Genomic DNA, 15918 nt, shown 5'->3' with positions numbered 1-15918 from the left:
CTGGACTATGGGCAAGGTAACAGGCTTTCTCGAAATCGACCGGCAGGTGCACAAGTACCAGCCGGCCTCCGACCGCATCCGGCATTTTCGTGAATTCACGCTGCCGATGTCGGACAAGGAGGTCGAGAAACAGGCCGCGCGCTGCATGGATTGCGGCATCCCGTTCTGCCACGGGCCGACCGGTTGCCCGATCCACAACCAGATCCCGGACTGGAACGACCTCGTCTACAATGGCGACTGGGACAATGCGATCCGCAACCTGCATTCGACCAACAATTTCCCCGAGTTCACCGGCCGCATCTGCCCCGCGCCCTGCGAGGAAGCCTGCACGCTGAACCTCGAGGACATTCCGGTTGCCATCAAGACCGTCGAACAGGCAATCGCCGACAAGGCTTATGAAACCGGCCATATCCGGCCTTATCCGCCAGAGAAGAAGACGGGCAAGCGGGTCGCTGTCATCGGCTCCGGCCCGGCAGGGATGGCGGCGGCGCAGCAGCTTGGCCGCGCCGGCCACGAGGTCAGCGTTTATGAGCGTGAGAGCCGTCCCGGCGGGCTGATGCGCTACGGCATTCCCGACTTCAAGATCGAGAAGCACTATATCGACCGCCGCATCGAGCAGATGCAGGGCGAGGGCGTGACCTTCCATTGCGGCGTCAATGTCGGCGTCGACAAGCCGGTGGCAGAGTTGCTCGCCGGATACGATGCGGTGCTCTATTGCGGCGGTTCGGAATCGCCGCGTCCGGCCAACATTCCGGGCGACGATCTCGGCGGCGTCTATGACGCCATGCCCTATCTGGTGCAGCAGAACCGTCGCGTCGGCGGCGAGCCGATCCAGTCGGTGGCCTGGCCGTCGCATCCGATCATCGCCGGCGGCCAGCATGTCGTCGTCGTCGGCGGCGGCGATACCGCGTCCGACTGCGTCGGCACCGCCTTCCGCCAGGGCGCGGTGCGCGTCACCCAGCTCGACATCCGCCCGCAGCCGCCGGAGAAGGAAGACAAGCTTTCGGTCTGGCCTTACTGGGCGACCAAGATGCGCACCTCGTCCTCACAGGCCGAAGGTGCGGAGCGCGAATTCCAGGTGGCGACGCTCGAATTCATCGGCGAGGACGGCCAACTGACCGGCGTCAAATGCTGCGAAGTCGACGAGAAGCGCAGGCCGATCGCCGGCACCGAATTCGTCATCCGTGCAGACCTCGCCTTCATCGCCATCGGCTTTGCCGGACCGGCTGCCGCCGGCGTCGCGAAAGAGCTGGACGGTGAGATGAAAATCACCACCGACAGCCGCCGTTCCCGCAATGTCGAAGCCAACGATCGCGACTACAAGACCAGCGTCGACAAGCTCTACGCCGCAGGTGATGTGCGCCGCGGCCAGTCGCTGGTTGTGTGGGCGATCCGCGAAGGCCGCCAGGCCGCGCGCTCGATCGATGAAGCGCTGATGGGGTCGACGGTACTCCCCCGTTAACGGTTGATCGCCGTCGTCGTATCCGTCGCGGCAGCGGCCTTGGGCGGCCACGAGAAGTCGTCGGCGCGGCCGGGCGAGGCCTCGGGCGCCTTGCCTTCGAGGATTAGTTTTTCGCCGGGCAGATCCGGATTGGCTTTCGGCGCCGCCGCCGCACCGAGAAGTTCGGTACCGCCGTCGAGCGCCGGATCGTTGAGCAGCATCGGAACGGTGCGGTCGACCACGATCGGGGCGGCGGGCAGCGACGGCGCCTCGACCGGGGCGCCGGCCGGTGCGGCAGCCGTCACCACGCTTCCCGGCGCTGCCAGGCCGAGGATCTTGGCCAGCGGCTTTTCGGTGTAGAAGGCGAGCTTTCGCTTGCCGGCTTTCGAGACGTTGATGCCGTCGTCGGAGCGCAGCCGCACGGCCTGGCCGTTAATGTCGGGGCCGGTCGAGACAAAGGCGCCGTTCTCGTCGACGAACCCATCCCAGACATCGACGAATTCGCCGCCGTTCTTCTCGGCAGCCGAGTGGTAGATGTCGTTGAATGCCAGCATGTCGGAGGTCATCTTCGGCGTCTTGAAGGCTGGCATGCCGACCCACAGATAAGGCACCTTGGTCGCCGCCAGTGCCTTTCCCAAGGCTTCGGTCCGGCGTTCGTATTCCTTGGTCCAGTTCTCGGAGCGCGGCTGCTCGCGCACATCGTTGACGCGCATCTGCTGGCGGTCGTTGGAGCCGAGCATGACGACGACCACGGAGGGTTTTTCGGTCTCGACCAGCGATTTGACCTGTTCGGGCCAGTTGTAGACATCATCGCGCACGAAACCCGAAGAACCGTTGGCGCGCTCGACGATCCTGACGTTGGCATTGTCGGCAAAGGCTGTTTCGAGGCCTTCGGCCAGGCCGTTGGCCATGAAATCGCCGATCACCAGAATGACGCGGGCATCCGGTGTCTTCTCGACAATCGGAGCGGAAGGTTCAACCGGTGCACGGGGCTTCTTCTTGACCTTCGGCTTTGCCTTGCGGACGTCGAGCGGCGGCTCGATGCGTTCGCTGCGGCGCGGGAACAGAAGGTCGCGCAGCGACCAGCCGCGGTTCTGCGGTTGTTCCTGCGCCAAAGCCGGTGTGTGGAAAGTGCCGGCGACCCCCGTCGCCAGGACGACGATGGCCAGAATGAGGATCGGCAAGCGGAAAACGATCACACGGATACGCGCTGCCGGAACCAAGCACCCTCTCCATCCCTTGGTGCATGGCCCTCGCAGGGGATCATGCACAGACCGATGCTACGGCATCCCTTGCGCGTCGCAGATGCGCGCTGCCGTCGCCGGCTCTATTTCTTTCTGAGCCATTTGAGCACTTCCATGCTCGGATACCCGTCCTGGGTCAAGCCGACCGTTGCCTGATAGGTCATGATGGCGGTTTTCGTGCCGTCACCGATCTTGCCGTCGAACTTGCCGTCGTAAAGTCCGTGCTGCGAAAGCCGCTTCTGCAACTCCTGCCTTTCCTCGAAGGACAGTTTGGTGAAGGGCCGCTTCCAGTCCTGCACCAGACCATTAGAGCCGGCGATTTCGTCGGCAAGAAGGCCGACGGCCAGGGCATATTTGTCGGCGTTGTTGTAGGCCTTGATGACGGAGAAGTTCTTGATCATCAGGAATGCCGGTCCGCCGCGGCCGTCCGGCACTTTCAGCGTCGCCTTGTCGGTTGCGTTCTTGAACGGCTTGCCATTGGCCCTGGCGACGCCGAGCGCCTGCCACTGCGCCAATGTCTTCGAGCCGGCAGGCAGTTTGCCGGCTGGAATGGTGACCTCGTAGCCCCAGGTCTTGCCGCCCTGCCAGCCATTCTTCTTCAGCAGATTGGCTGATGTCGCCAACGCATCGGGGATCGAATTCCAGATGTCGCGCTTGCCGTTGCCGTCCATGTCGACGGCATAATGCTGGTAGCTGGTCGGGATGAACTGGGTCTGGCCCATGGCGCCGGCCCAGGAGCCCATCAGGTGGCTTTCGTCGATGTCGCCGGTCTGCAGGATTTTCAGCGCGGCGACCAATTGGGTGCGGGCGAATTTCGAACGCTTGGCGTCGCCATAGGCGAGGGTTGCCAGCGAGCGGATGACATTGCGCATGATGTCGTCGCGCTTGAGGATCTCGCCGTAATTCGATTCCATCGACCAGATGGCGAGCAGGATGTAGCGGTCGACGCCGAACCTCGCCTCGATCCGTTCCAGCCACGGCTTCCATTTCCTGGCCATCTGCTGGCCGACGGCAACGGACTGGTCGTGGACGCGGTTGTCGAAATAGTCCCAGGCAGGTGCGGTGAATTCGGGCTGGGTGCGTGCCTTTTCCAGCACCACCGGGTCGGGTTCATTGATGCCCCGGAACGCCCGGTCGTAGACCCCGCCGGAAACGCCGCCCGCCACGGCCGTGGCGCGGAAGCCGGCGACCCATTGCCGAAAACCGGCATCGGCGAAGGCCGGTCCGGCCGGCATCAGCAAGGCGAGCGAGAGGCTGGCCGCCGTCAGCACGCTGGTAAAGAGTTTTGCGGCACTGCGAACGGACATATTTTCCCCTTTCTCTATCTCAGGAAAGACCATTCATCGCCGAACCGGGTTAGCAATTGGTTTACCATAGGCGGCGCCTGGAACGAAAAGACAGCTGGATGCTTTACCGGTTGATGTTTCCCTCAATGGCCCGATAATCCCCAATTCCGGCGCGAAAATGTCGCGAGGCGGGATTGCCGGGCACGCCCTCAAACGGATAATTGACGCATGAAGCGAGTTCGCAAGGCAGTTTTCCCGGTCGCCGGTCTCGGCACACGGTTTCTCCCGGCCACCAAGGCCATTCCCAAGGAGATGCTGACCGTCGTCGACCGGCCGGTCATCCAGTATGTCGTCGATGAGGCGCGCGAGGCCGGCATCGAACATTTCATCTTCGTCACCGGCCGCAACAAGGCGGTCATCGAAGACCATTTCGATATCCAGTTCGAGCTCTATGATACGCTGGCACAGCGCGGCAAGGACGATCAGCTGGCCCGCTTGCAGCGGCTGCAGCCGGCGCCGGGGCAGACCTCCTTCACCCGCCAGCAGGTGCCGATGGGGCTCGGCCACGCCGTCTGGTGCGCCCGCGAACTGGTCGGCGACGAACCCTTCGCGCTGTTGCTGCCCGACATGATCATGCAGTCGGAGAAGAGCTGCACGAAGGCCATGGTCGAGCTCTACGAGGAGACGGGCAACAACATCATCGCCGTGCAGGAATGCGATCCGGCCGAGACCCACAAATATGGCATTGTCGGCCGCGGCGAGGACACGCATCACGGCTTCCGCATCACCGAGATGGTCGAAAAGCCGAAGACCGGCACCGCGCCGTCCAATCTCTACATCAACGGCCGCTACATCCTGCAGCCCGAGATTTTCAAGATCCTCGAAAGCCAGGAAAAGGGCGCCGGCAACGAGATCCAGCTCACCGACGCGATGCTGAAGCTGGAAAAGCAGCAGCCCTTCTTTGGCTACCACTTTCAGGGCCGCACCTTCGATTGCGGCTCGCCGGAAGGCTTCGTCGAGGCCAATGTCGCCTTCGCGCTGTGGCGCAGCGACATGAACGAGAACATGGCCGGCGTCATCCGCACGCTGCTCGATGAGATGAAGCCGTCCGAGCGTCGCGGCGCTGCTTTTTAGCTACCGCTGCAGCTTCAGCCCCAAATAGATGCTGTTGGCGGTGTAGTTGCGCCCGGGCAGATTGCTGGTCAGCTTTTCGGTGCGGGCGCGGCTGGTGAGGCCGACATAGCGGTTCAGCCACCAGGTCAGCCCGGCCTCTGCACTCAGCGTCATGTCATGGCCGTCGGAGCCGGTGTAATTGCGCCAGTCGAGCCCAAGGGCTGCGTTGCCGGTCAGGTCGGCGCGGATCTGCCGCTCGCCGGTGAGGCGGCCGGAATAGAGGATGTCGCCGCTCTTACCGGCATTCGTCGTGCCTTCGACCGTGGTTCGCCCGGTGAGGCCGATGATGGTGCCGCGCTCGGGCGACCATTTGAGGTCGGCATTGATGGTGGCTCCCGAAATAGCCTCCAGGTTCTTGTCGTCGATCGCCTCCCTCAGCCAGCCGGCCGAGAACTCACCCTTGAGCTTCTCGCCCATGTCGACTTCGATACCGGCGCGCGCGCCAAGCCGGGTCGAAGAGCGCTCGAAGCCCTTGTTGTCGATCCGTTGGTCATATACCCGGCGGCCGAGCTCAATCTCAGCAAAGGGCGTCAGAGCCGGGGAAATTTCATAGCCGGTCCGCAACGTTGCAGTGTAGAGCGTGTTGTCCTGGTCCTTCTGCGACAGCGAGGTGCCATCGGTAAGTTCGGCATCGCCATAGATGTCGTGGGAGACCGCACCGGTCAGCGCAAAGCGCAGCTTGCCGACATCCTTCTCGACGGCGAGGCTGCCGTCGACAGTCTGGCGGATCGGCTGCGAGGTGACGCCGGCAATGGCGTCGGGCGCGGAGGCCGATTCCGGCGCAATCTCGTAGCCGAGCTTGGCGATGGCGCGCAGTTCATTGTCGAGGTCGACATTGTACGTGCCTTGGATACGGCCGCGTGCCTCATTGATCTTCTGGCCCGAAATGGTGTTGCGGAAATTGCCGTAGCCGTCGATGACCGCCGAATTCTCGCGCCAATCGGAGGCGGCGGAGAAACGGAGCGCCGTTTCGGACAGCACCGCCGACTTGCCGCCAGCGCTGGAATCGGCGTTCGACGTGACGGCAACGCCCTGCTCGAGCGTCGGCCGCAGCAGGAACGAGCCGACCTTGATGCCGGTTGCCGCGTACGGGTCGTCCTCGAGCTTCTTCTTCTGGCCCTCGATGGCGCCGGTGCGCTCGGCGCCGGGGTCGAGCTTTCGTCGGTCGACACCGCCGACGGTGAGGACACGGCCGTTCGCTGTGTCCTGATCGGCGTCGCCTGCCGCAGTGCCGTCCGGAGTCGCGGCGGTGGTGGTCTGGTCCGTGGCTTTGCCAGGCTTCTTCTTGTCGGCAGCCTTGGTTTTGTCCTTGGCCTTGTCTGCATCCGCGGCGGCGCGTTGTTTTGCCGTCGATGGCCGGCGTGGCTGGACGGTTGGCGGCTTGTCGGCGAACGAATCGTCGATGGTCGCCGGCGGGTCGAAAATGCTGTTTGCGCCGGCCTGTGACGGGTCGGTGTCGTCAGGCAAGGCGCCATCGCTGGCCGGCACATAAGCGGTTGGCGTGTTTCCCGTGGGGGCGGTGTCGGCAGGGGCGGGCTTGACCTGCGTGTTGGCCTTGCTCAATTGCCTGGCCCGGCGCTGCTGGTCGGACAGGATCGCCGATTCCGAAACTTCGCCGCGCAGCTCGGTCTCCTGGGCATGAAGCGCAGTTGGCCGCAGCAAAGCGAGCACGCTCGTCGCCAGAAGCAGAGCGCAAAAGGCTCTGCCCGTTCGACCTTTTTTCTCTTGAGGCTGGGCCCGCGACATCGTCACCACTGCTTGCGCGGCGCAAGCGCGCCATACTTACCGAACCGTAAACGGGGATGGTTAACGGAGGGTTGAAGGTGTGCCTATACGACATGGCTGGACGGCAATTCTGTTGGACAGGCGAACGGCAAAGCGCTAATCGCATCAGCCATGCATGCGGGATCCCCAGAAAAGAAGCCTTTGGAGGCTTCGGTCGCCTCGGCGCTGAGAACGGTAGCCACGGAACAGGCCGGCGTGGCGGCATTGGCCGCCGCGCTGGAGAACGAACTGGCCGAACCTTTCGCCCGCGCCGTCGACATGGTGTCGCGCATCAATGGCCGCGTCATAGTCACCGGCGTCGGCAAAAGCGGCCATATCGGCACTAAGATCGCGGCTAGTCTGGCTTCGACCGGCACGCCTGCCTTCTTCGTCCATCCGGCGGAGGCCAATCATGGCGACCTTGGCATGATCGCCAGAGACGATGCCATCATCGCCATGTCATGGTCCGGCGAGAGCAAAGAGTTGATGGGCATCGTCGCCTATTCCAGGCGCTTCTCGATCCCGCTGATTGCGATTACCGCGGGCGCGGCCTCGGCGCTGGCGCGCGCGGCCGACGTGGTGCTGCTCCTGCCGTCCGCGCCGGAAGCCTGCCCGCACGGTCTGGCGCCGACGACATCGACCCTGCTGCAACTGGTGGTCGGCGATGCGCTGGCCATAGCGCTGCTCGAAGCGCGCGGCTTCACGCCCGACCATTTCCGCACGTTCCACCCCGGCGGCCAGCTCGGCGCCAACCTCACGCAGATCCACGAGATCATGCATGTCGGCGACAGGCTGCCGCTGGTGGCTTCCGGCACGGGCATGCGCGAGGCGATCCTCGAATTGTCGAACAAGGGCTTCGGCTGCGTGGCGATCGCGACGGCGGATGGCGCGTTGGTGGGCATCATCACCGATGGCGACATCAGGCGTCACATCGGCAGCAATCTCATGGAAATGAGCGTCGATCAGGTGATGACGAAAAAGCCGAAGACGGCCACACCGGACACGCTGGTGGCGACGGCGCTGCAGATTATCAACAATTCGGCCATTACGAGCCTGATGGTGGTCGAAGGCAGGCGGCTCGTGGGACTGGTTCATCTGCACGACCTGCTGCGCATCGGCGCCGCCTGAAAAAATCAAAGGACGCGTCGCGTTCGGGAAGCCCTAGGCGACGCGGCCTGATTTTCCGGATCGAAAGCGCCATGCGCTTTCGAAATGTCAAACTGCCTCGACGGTCAGTTCCAGATCGGTGTCGGCCGAACTGACGACGCGCACCTGCGTGCCGGCCGGCAGGTCGGGACCGGAGACGCGCCACAGTGTGTCGCCGAGTTTGATGCGGCCGCGACCGTCCTTGATCGGCTCGGCCAGCGTTGCCATCCTGCCGACCAACTGCGCGCCGCGCCGGTTGAGCAGCGGCTGGTCGCTAGGGGTATTACGCCCACCAACCAGCTTCTTTCCGGCAAAGGCCGAGACCAGCGACAGGGCCAGGAAGGCGAGGACCTGGACTTCCCAGGCCCAGAAGCTTGCGTCCCAGACGAGCAGGGAAATCACACCGATCACCAATGCGGCGATGCCGATCCACAGCATGAATATTCCTGGCGCGATGACCTCCATCACCAGGAGGACGAAGCCCAGAACCATCCAGTTCCACGGACCAAGTTCGGAAATGATGCGGTCGAACATGGGAGTGCGCTCCTATGATCTCAGTTCTCAGCTAGCCTCAATTCTCGCTTGGGCGAACCACCGGAGGGCGGGCGGCTTGCCTGGCGGCGCCGGCGGTACCTTCGCTGCGGAACACCTCCCTGGCGATCTCGCTTATGCCGCCGAGCGTGCCGATCAGCGCCGAGGCTTCCATCGGCATCAGCACGACCTTGCTGTTGTTGGCGGTGCCGATCTTGCCCATCGCTTCAGTGTATTTCAGCGCCACGAAGTAGTTGAGTGCCTGCACGTCGCCCTTGGAGATGGCTTCCGATACAACCTGGGTGGCTCGCGCTTCGGCTTCGGCCGAGCGTTCGCGCGCCTCGGCGTCGCGGAAGGCGGCTTCCTTGCGGCCCTCGGCCTCGAGGATCTGCGACTGCTTGAGGCCTTCGGCGGCGAGGATCTGCGCACGCTTGTTGCGTTCGGCGGTCATCTGACGGCCCATCGATTCGATGAGGTTGGCCGGCGGATTGATGTCCTTGATCTCGACGCGGGTAATCTTGATGCCCCACGGATGCGCCGCTTCGTCGACGACGCGCAGCAGCCGTTCGTTGATGGCGTCGCGGTTCGACAGCAGTTCGTCGAGGTCCATCGAACCCATGACGGTACGGATGTTGGTCATCGTCAAATTGAGGATGGCGTTCTCCAGGCCGGCGACCTGGTAGGCGGCCTGGGCCGCATTGAGGATCTGGTAGAAGGCGATGCCGTCGACGCCCACAATGGCGTTGTCGCGCGTGATGATTTCCTGGCTCGGAACGTCGAGCACCTGCTCCATCATGTTCATCTTGGCGCCGATTCGGTCGACGAACGGCACGATGAGGTTGAGGCCGGGGCTTAGTGTTTTGGTGTAACGACCAAAGCGCTCCACCGTATAATTATAGCCTTGCGGGATTGTCCGGATGCCTTTGATAAGAAGCACCAATACCAGAAAGGCAAGCGCACCAATCGCAATACCGAAACCACTGAAGTCCATTTGAATCTCCCTCAGATGCCGGCCATGGCGTTGATTCCATGCAACCGACTTCACCAAACACTTAGGTGTGTTTCAATAATGTTACAATCAGGTGATCGTTGATTATTAGTGCATGGAATAGCGCAACTGCGGCGATCGATCGCCGCAACGTGGCGGCCTCAGACCCAGCCCGACAGCTCGCGCCGCACCATCGCCTCGATCACCGCCATGCCTTCTGCACTGTCGTTGAGGCACGGGATGTGGGCGAATTTCTCGCCGCCGGCGTGATGGAAGGTCTCGGCCGCCTCGCGGCCGATTTCGTCCAGCGTCTCGATGCAGTCGACGGAAAAGCCTGGGTTGACGATGGCGATCGATTTCACGCCGTCCTTCGCCAGTTTCTCGACCGTCTTGTCGGTGTAGGGCTGCAGCCATTCCTGGGCGCCGAAGCGCGACTGGAAGGTGATGATCAGCTTCTTTTCATCCCACCCCAGTCGTTCACGCAACAGCCGTGTCGTCTTCTGGCAGTGGCAGTGATAGGGATCGCCCTTCTCGAAATAGGGCTTCGGGATGCCGTGATAGGAGGTGATGACCACCTCGGGCTCGAAGTCTAGCGTTGCCAGATGCCGTTCGATCGAATGGGCGAGCGCCTCGATGTAGACCGGCTCGTCATAGTAGGGCGGAACACTGCGCACGGCAGGCGCGCGGCGCATCTTCATCAAGGCGCGAAACAGCTGGTCGTTGGCGGTCGCGGTGGTGGTCGCGGAGTATTGCGGGTAGAGTGGGAACGACAGGATGCGGTCGCAGCCTTGCTCGACCAGCCTTTGAGCGACGCTCGCGGTCGAGGGGTTGCCGTAGCGCATCGCCCAGTCGACCACGACATCGGGTAGGTCGATGAGCGCTGCGGCCAGCTTTTCGCCCTGCGCGCGGGTGTAGGTGCGCAGCGGCGACTCGTTCCTCTCGCGGTTCCATATCCTGGCGTAATTGGCGCCGGACTTCTTCGGTCTGGTGGTCAGCACCAAGCCGTAGAGGATCGGATACCAGATCGCCTTGTTGAGTTCGATGACGCGCGGATCGGACAGGAATTCGCGGAGATAGCGCCACATCGGCTTGAAATCGGTACCGTCCGGCGTGCCGAGATTGACCAACATGACGCCGATCTTGCCTGCCTTTACCGGCGGATGTCCGGCCGGCAGCGGGTCGAGCGCTTTCGCGGCTTTGGGGTCGACAGGCGTGGAAAGCGTCATGAAGGTCTCCCGACACCGCGAAACCGACGATGTCGGGCGAACCTAGCGATGTGGCGCGAGTTTTCAATGCCGCGTCTGGCCGCACCTTACCCTGAAAGCCAAAAACCCGTCCGGTTACCCGGACGGGTTTTGCTGGTCGCAAGTGCGAAGCGAGGTTACTTCGCCGGAATGGTCAAGGTCGCGCCGACAGGAAGCCGGCGTGGTTCGTAGCCTTTGTTGGCCTCGGAGATCACCTTCCACTTGGCGCCGTCGCCGTAGGCCTTCTTGGCGAGATCCCAATAGGTATCGCCGGCGACGATGACATGGCTGGCTTCGGCCGGGGCGGCGTCAGCCGGCTTTGCCGGAGCAGGTGCGGCTTCGGCCGGTTTTGCCGGTTCGGCCGGAGCCGGCGTTGCCGGGGCGGTTTCCGCCGGGACAGTCGGCGGCGTGGTGGTGATGTCGCCGGAGCCTGCCGGCAATGCGGGCATCGCCGGCTCCGCCGGTGCAGCCTCGGCCGGTTTTGCCGGTTCCGCTGGAGCAGGTGCCGGTTCGGCTGGTTTTGCCGGCTCGGCGGCCGGGGCAGCCGCTACGGTTGCCGCGACCTCGGTGATGCGGCCGTCGAGCTTCGGCGTATAGGGCCGGTGCGCCGCGAGATAGTCGGCAACCACCTGTTCGAGGCCGGGGCCGTAATCGTAGGCGTTCTTGGCCTTCTCGGCGAAGACCTTGTAGCCGTCGCCGCCCTGGCGGACGTAATTGTTGGTGGCGACCAGATAGTCCTTGTCCGGATTGATCGGCGCCCAGGCACCGTTCTGCATCACCTCGACCGACTTGACTCGGCCGGCATTGGGCGCGACCGACTTGTCGAAGGAGTATTTGAGACCTGCCACCTGCGGGAAGCGGCCGCCGCCGTCCTCGACCTGGCTGACGCCGTTTTCCAGCCCGGCAACCAGATCCTTGCCGGAAATCTGGAAGGTCGCCAGCGTGTTCTGGAAAGGCAGCACGGTCAGCACCTCGCCCATGGTGACGGTGCCCTTGTCGATCGAAGCACGCAGGCCGCCGCCATTGGAGACGACGATCTCGACGCCCTGTCCCTTGACGCGGTCGAGAATGGCGTCGGAGACGAGATTGCCCATCGCGCATTCCTTGGTGCGGCAGCTTTCGCGGCTGCCGTCGATGGCCTCGGTGGTCTCGGCCACTTCCTTGTTCTTCAGCGCCTCGATCGGCGCGCCGAGCTCCTTGATGCGGGCAAGAACGGCCGGATCGGGGATGATCGACTTGTCGAGGAAGATCGGGTCGCCGCTGGCTTCCTTGACGTTGCCGTTGTCGTCGAACACGACCTTGAATTCGCCGAGATATTTCGAATAGGACGCGGCCTGCACGACAGGCACCTTGGAGCCGTCGGGGTTGTCGACCATCGTCGGATAGGGGCCTTCCCCCTTCGGGTCGGTGTTGGACAGAAGCGAATGGCTGTGGCCGCCGACCACCACATCGATGCCCGGGATCTTGGCGATGACATCGCGCTCGCGCCTGTAGCCGATATGGGTGACGGCAATTATCTTGTTGACGCCTTGCGCCTTCAGCTTCTCGACCTCGGCGGTGATCGACTTGACGTCGTCCTCGATGGTAATGTTGGGGCCGGGAGAGGCGAGTTCCGGCGTGTCGTTGGTCACGGCGCCGACAATGCCGATCTTCTGGCCGCCGACCTCAAGCACAATCGACGGCTTGATCTTGCCTGCGGCGCCGGACTTGTCGTTGGGCACGACATTGGCGCTGACGATCGGGAACTTCGCCTTGTCGAGATAAGGCACCAGCGCGCTCTCGCCATCGTCGAATTCGTGGTTGCCGAGCGTCACCGCGTCAGGCTTGATCTGATTGAGGAATTCCTCCTCCGCCGTGCCCTTGTAGGTGATGTAGAACAGCGATCCCTGAAAGCTGTCGCCGGCATTGAGCAGCAGCACGTTCTGGCCTTCGAGCTTCTTGCGCTCCTGTGCGATCGCGGTGACCAGCCGGCCGGCGCCGCCGATGCACTCACCCTTGGTCTCTTCCTCGGCCGAGCAGGTCGACTCGTATTTGTTGTTGCCTTCGATGCGGCTGTGCCAATCGTTGAAATGCAGGATGTTCAACGTGTAGTCGGCAAAGGATGGTGCGGCCGACAGGCCGAGTGTCGAGGCAGAGAGGGCGGCAATGGCGGCGAGCTTCTTCATCTTCGTCTCCCGGATATGATCAAAGGCGTTTAACGCTCTTGCCCGACTGCAGGATAACAGCCAGCATTTCGGGTATGTTCACATCGCGGTTGTGGCGATGCAAGAAGAATCAGGGCGGATAACCGGCATCGGTTTGCCGGCATAAAAAAGGCGGCGGCATCGCGCCGCCGCCATCCGCAAAGCCGCATGGGAAAGGTTCAGCCGCGCCTGGTCAGCACGAAGTTCTGCCCGGCGGAGCTGGTGCAATTCAGCTGGTTTATGGACACCAGCAGGCAGTTGAAAGCGATTGGCTGCTGCCGGATCAGCGAGGTTCCGTTGATCTCGACCGAGGTGGCGCCGGTCTTGGTGTAGCTGCCGTCAGCGAATTTCTCACCGGTCTCCGCCGAAACGGTGGTGAAGACGCCGCCGTTCAATGTCGAGACCGCCTTGCCTTCGGCGTTCAGCCATGAGCCTTCGACGCCTCGCGCCTGCGATGAGATCGGTGGCCCGTCGGAGCCGCCGGTGGTGCAGGCGGCAAGCATCGTCGCAAGAGCGCCCGCCGCGCCCGCAGAAAGAATTTTGCGCGCAATCGTCATATCAAATCCTCTCCTGACGCATCGGCCCAATCGTCAAACGACGTTTTGGAGCACACGATGTGCGTGGCCTCAAGTTTCCAGAGCCGTCCCTCGCGCGTCCAAATGGATGCACACTGCTCTCGTCCGCATCCCTTCAATCGCCCGATTTCCGGGCGATTGCAAGGCAGTGGGGCAGGGGTATGGAACCGCTATCGAACGAGGATGTTGCGGAATTGCCACGGGTCGCTTTTGTCGAGGTCCTCGGGAAACAGGCCCGGACGGTTATCGAGCGGCGTCCAGTCGGTGTAGTAGCCCTTGACCGGTCCGAGATACTGGGACTGCACTTCCAGGCAGCGCTTGTAGTCCATCTCGTCGGCCTCGACGATGCCGGCCTCCGGGTTTTCCAGCGCCCAGACCATGCCGGCGAGCACGGCCGAGGTGACCTGCATGCCGGTAGCGTTCTGGTAGGGCGCCAGCTTGCGGGCTTCGGCCAGCGACAGCTGCGAACCGTACCAGTAGGCGTTCTTGGCATGGCCGTAGAGCAGCACGCCAAGCTCGTCGACGCCGTCGACCAGTTCGTTTTCGTCAAGCACATGGTGGACCGGCTGCGGCTTGCCGGCAGCGCCGAACATTTCGTGGAGTGACAACACGGCGTCGTTGCAGGGGTGATAGGCATAGTGGCAAGTCGGGCGGTATTGCACCTTCCCCTTCTTCGACCGCACGGTGAAGAAGTCGGCGATCGAGATCGCCTCATTATGCGTCACCAGGAAACCGTATTGCGCGCCCGGCGTCGGGCACCAGGAGCGCACGCGGGTGTTGGCGCCGGGCTGTTCGAGATAGATCGCAGCCTTGGAGCCATGCTTGTGCTCCTTGCCGTTCTTCGGCATCCATCTCTCATGCGTGCCCCAGCCGAGCTCGGCCGGCTGCAGCCCTTCCGAGATGAAACCTTCGACCGACCAGGTGTTCCAGAACACGTTCATCGGCTTCGGCTTCTTGGTGCGCTGGGTGTCGCGCTCGGCGATGTGGATGCCCTTGACGCCGGCCTTTTTCATCAGCTTGGCCCAGCGGTCACGGTCGTCCTGCGCGGGTTCGGAAAACTCGAGGCCGAGGTCGCCGGCAAGGTTCAGCAGCGCCTGCTTGACGAACCACGAGACCATGCCCGGATTGGCGCCACAGGTCGAAACCGCGGTAGCGCCGCCGGGCTTGTCGTGCTTCTCCTTGATCAAGGCTTCGCGCAGCGCGTAGTTGGTGCGGCTGGCATTGTCGGCCCTGGCGTCGAAATAGAAGCCGAGCCACGGCTCGACGACGGTGTCGATGTAGAGCACGCCGAGCTTGCGGCAGAGCCGCATCAGGTCGACCGAGCCGGTATCGACCGACAGATTGATGCAAAAGCCCTGGCCGCCACCATTGGTCAAAAGCGGCGTCAGCAGTTTCTTGTAGTTTTTCTCGGTCACGTGCTCCTGGACGAAGGCGATGCCGCGCTCGTCGAGCAGCTTGCGGTCGGTGTCGAGCGGGTCGATGACCGTCATGCGCGACTTGTCGAATTTGAAATGGCGCTCGATCAGAGGCAGCGTTCCCCGTCCGATCGAACCAAAGCCGATCATCACGACAGGGCCGGTGATTTCACCGTAAACGGGCCAGTTTTCATTCGCCATTTTATCGAGCACTCCTTCAAGCAACGCGCCAAAACGGCCGTTCGACCGCCGCGCGACAAACCATAGATCATTGTCACAATAAAGCGAAAAGCAGGGATAAGGTTAGTTCCCGACGGCGCAGATGCGCCTACGGTTCGAGCAGTTTCGCGAATTCCGGCGTGAGCAGCGCTTGTGCTTCGGAGTCCGGGATTTCAACGAGATCGCCGCCGCAAGCCTGGATGACGTTGGGCAAACCTTGCAGGCCGAAGACCAGAACCTGCCTGTCGCCATCGCGCTTCAGGCTGGCGCCGAGATAGTCGCCGATCAAATCGTCGATGCCGCATTCGGCCTCGTAATCCACCTCGGTCTGGTCCCTTGGCTTCTTGCGCTTCTCCTTGACGAAGGTGGCCAGCGAGGGGCCTGGCTTGCCGTCGACCGTATCGGAAAACATGTCCTGAAGGGTAAGCAAGGCGCCACGGCGCACGTCCATGACATAGGCGTCGGAATAGTTGTTCGGATGCGCACCGCCGCAATAGAGGCTGCCGGATTCCGACCAGCTCATCAGCTTCGGCGTCAATGACGTAACTTTGGACGTCGTGTCTTCATAGCCGCCAAGCGAATCGTCGTCCATGCCCTCCATCGGCGGCCCGTCGTGGAAACCGGCATATTGCAGCGCCGCGCATGTCAAGGCGCTGAGGCTGTCATGCCAATGGCGGTTCTGCAGCAAGGCATTGGCGGCTTCGATCGG

General features: G+C 62.8%; 12 protein-coding genes. 3 read left to right on the top strand and 9 right to left on the bottom strand.

Features of this window, described 5'->3' with window-relative positions:
- The first annotated feature begins 7 nt into the window (after nt 1–7).
- Nucleotides 8–1462: a glutamate synthase subunit beta gene (locus tag X730_RS161995; RefSeq protein WP_023683242.1), complete on the top strand. Its 1455-nt coding sequence runs from the start codon at nt 8–10 to the stop codon at nt 1460–1462.
- Here X730_RS161995 and X730_RS162000 read toward each other — a convergent pair.
- Both X730_RS162000 and X730_RS162005 read right to left on the bottom strand, forming a co-directional pair.
- Nucleotides 1459–2664 (bottom strand): DUF459 domain-containing protein, encoded by a 1206-nt coding sequence (locus X730_RS162000; RefSeq protein WP_023704017.1) that lies wholly within the window; start codon nt 2662–2664, stop codon nt 1459–1461. The two genes, X730_RS161995 and X730_RS162000, sit on opposite strands and share 4 nt — an antisense overlap.
- A gap of 104 nt (nt 2665–2768) precedes the next feature.
- The gene (locus X730_RS162005) at nt 2769–3992 is read right to left on the bottom strand and encodes a lytic murein transglycosylase (protein ID WP_023825453.1); all 1224 of its coding nucleotides are present in this window, start codon (nt 3990–3992) and stop codon (nt 2769–2771) included.
- A gap of 207 nt (nt 3993–4199) precedes the next feature.
- Between X730_RS162005 and galU the strand changes: the two genes are divergently transcribed.
- A complete protein-coding gene (gene galU, locus X730_RS162010; protein ID WP_023671956.1) occupies nt 4200–5105 on the top strand; it encodes a UTP--glucose-1-phosphate uridylyltransferase GalU in 906 nt (301 codons plus the stop codon).
- Here the strand turns inward: galU and X730_RS162015 are convergent, their stop codons facing one another.
- Entirely contained in the window at nt 5106–6890 is a 1785-nt protein-coding gene (locus X730_RS162015) for an outer membrane beta-barrel protein (RefSeq protein ID WP_031196517.1), read from the bottom strand. It lies immediately after the preceding gene.
- Nucleotides 6891–7040: 150 nt separating this feature from the next.
- Between X730_RS162015 and X730_RS162020 the strand changes: the two genes are divergently transcribed.
- The gene (locus X730_RS162020) at nt 7041–8036 is read left to right on the top strand and encodes a KpsF/GutQ family sugar-phosphate isomerase (protein WP_023825452.1); all 996 of its coding nucleotides are present in this window, start codon (nt 7041–7043) and stop codon (nt 8034–8036) included.
- A gap of 87 nt (nt 8037–8123) precedes the next feature.
- Here X730_RS162020 and X730_RS162025 read toward each other — a convergent pair whose 3' ends face one another.
- The 6 genes from X730_RS162025 to X730_RS162050 form a co-directional block, all read right to left on the bottom strand.
- Nucleotides 8124–8588 (bottom strand): NfeD family protein, encoded by a 465-nt coding sequence (locus X730_RS162025; protein ID WP_023671953.1) that lies wholly within the window; start codon nt 8586–8588, stop codon nt 8124–8126.
- 37 nt (nt 8589–8625) lie between these two features.
- Nucleotides 8626–9576 (bottom strand): SPFH domain-containing protein, encoded by a 951-nt coding sequence (locus X730_RS162030; RefSeq protein ID WP_023671952.1) that lies wholly within the window; start codon nt 9574–9576, stop codon nt 8626–8628.
- Nucleotides 9577–9734: 158 nt separating this feature from the next.
- Nucleotides 9735–10799 (bottom strand): ferrochelatase, encoded by a 1065-nt coding sequence (gene hemH, locus X730_RS162035; protein ID WP_023686407.1) that lies wholly within the window; start codon nt 10797–10799, stop codon nt 9735–9737.
- A 155-nt stretch (nt 10800–10954) separates the two neighbouring features.
- Nucleotides 10955–12982 (bottom strand): bifunctional UDP-sugar hydrolase/5'-nucleotidase, encoded by a 2028-nt coding sequence (locus tag X730_RS162040; protein ID WP_023744199.1) that lies wholly within the window; start codon nt 12980–12982, stop codon nt 10955–10957.
- A 197-nt stretch (nt 12983–13179) separates the two neighbouring features.
- On the bottom strand, nt 13180–13557 hold the full coding sequence (locus X730_RS162045) for a hypothetical protein (RefSeq protein WP_023683250.1): 378 nt from the start codon (nt 13555–13557) through the stop codon (nt 13180–13182).
- Between the two features lie 188 nt (nt 13558–13745).
- Nucleotides 13746–15191, bottom strand: a complete 1446-nt coding sequence (locus X730_RS162050; protein ID WP_023751329.1) for a homospermidine synthase — start codon at nt 15189–15191, stop codon at nt 13746–13748.
- Nucleotides 15192–15918 lie beyond the last annotated feature (727 nt).

Source organism: Mesorhizobium sp. L103C131B0, from assembly GCF_000502275.1.
In the GTDB taxonomy this organism is placed as follows: Bacteria; Pseudomonadota; Alphaproteobacteria; order Rhizobiales; family Rhizobiaceae; genus Mesorhizobium.
Note: the sequence above shows the minus strand (reverse complement) of the source record. Positions and strands in the feature narration are given on the sequence as shown.

Excerpts from the sequence above, each read along its gene's own strand:
- X730_RS162040 (WP_023744199.1), bottom strand. The coding sequence starts at position 12,982 with ATGAAGAAGCTCGCCGCCATTGCCGCCCTCTCTGCCTCGACACTCGGC.
- X730_RS162045 (WP_023683250.1), bottom strand. The coding sequence starts at position 13,557 with ATGACGATTGCGCGCAAAATTCTTTCTGCGGGCGCGGCGGGCGCTCTT.
- galU (WP_023671956.1), top strand. The coding sequence starts at position 4,200 with ATGAAGCGAGTTCGCAAGGCAGTTTTCCCGGTCGCCGGTCTCGGCACA.
- X730_RS162025 (WP_023671953.1), bottom strand. The coding sequence starts at position 8,588 with ATGTTCGACCGCATCATTTCCGAACTTGGTCCGTGGAACTGGATGGTT.
- X730_RS162030 (WP_023671952.1), bottom strand. The coding sequence starts at position 9,576 with ATGGACTTCAGTGGTTTCGGTATTGCGATTGGTGCGCTTGCCTTTCTG.
- X730_RS162020 (WP_023825452.1), top strand. The coding sequence starts at position 7,041 with ATGCATGCGGGATCCCCAGAAAAGAAGCCTTTGGAGGCTTCGGTCGCC.
- X730_RS162005 (WP_023825453.1), bottom strand. The coding sequence starts at position 3,992 with ATGTCCGTTCGCAGTGCCGCAAAACTCTTTACCAGCGTGCTGACGGCG.
- hemH (WP_023686407.1), bottom strand. The coding sequence starts at position 10,799 with ATGACGCTTTCCACGCCTGTCGACCCCAAAGCCGCGAAAGCGCTCGAC.
- X730_RS161995 (WP_023683242.1), top strand. The coding sequence starts at position 8 with ATGGGCAAGGTAACAGGCTTTCTCGAAATCGACCGGCAGGTGCACAAG.
- X730_RS162050 (WP_023751329.1), bottom strand. The coding sequence starts at position 15,191 with ATGGCGAATGAAAACTGGCCCGTTTACGGTGAAATCACCGGCCCTGTC.
- X730_RS162015 (WP_031196517.1), bottom strand. The coding sequence starts at position 6,890 with ATGTCGCGGGCCCAGCCTCAAGAGAAAAAAGGTCGAACGGGCAGAGCC.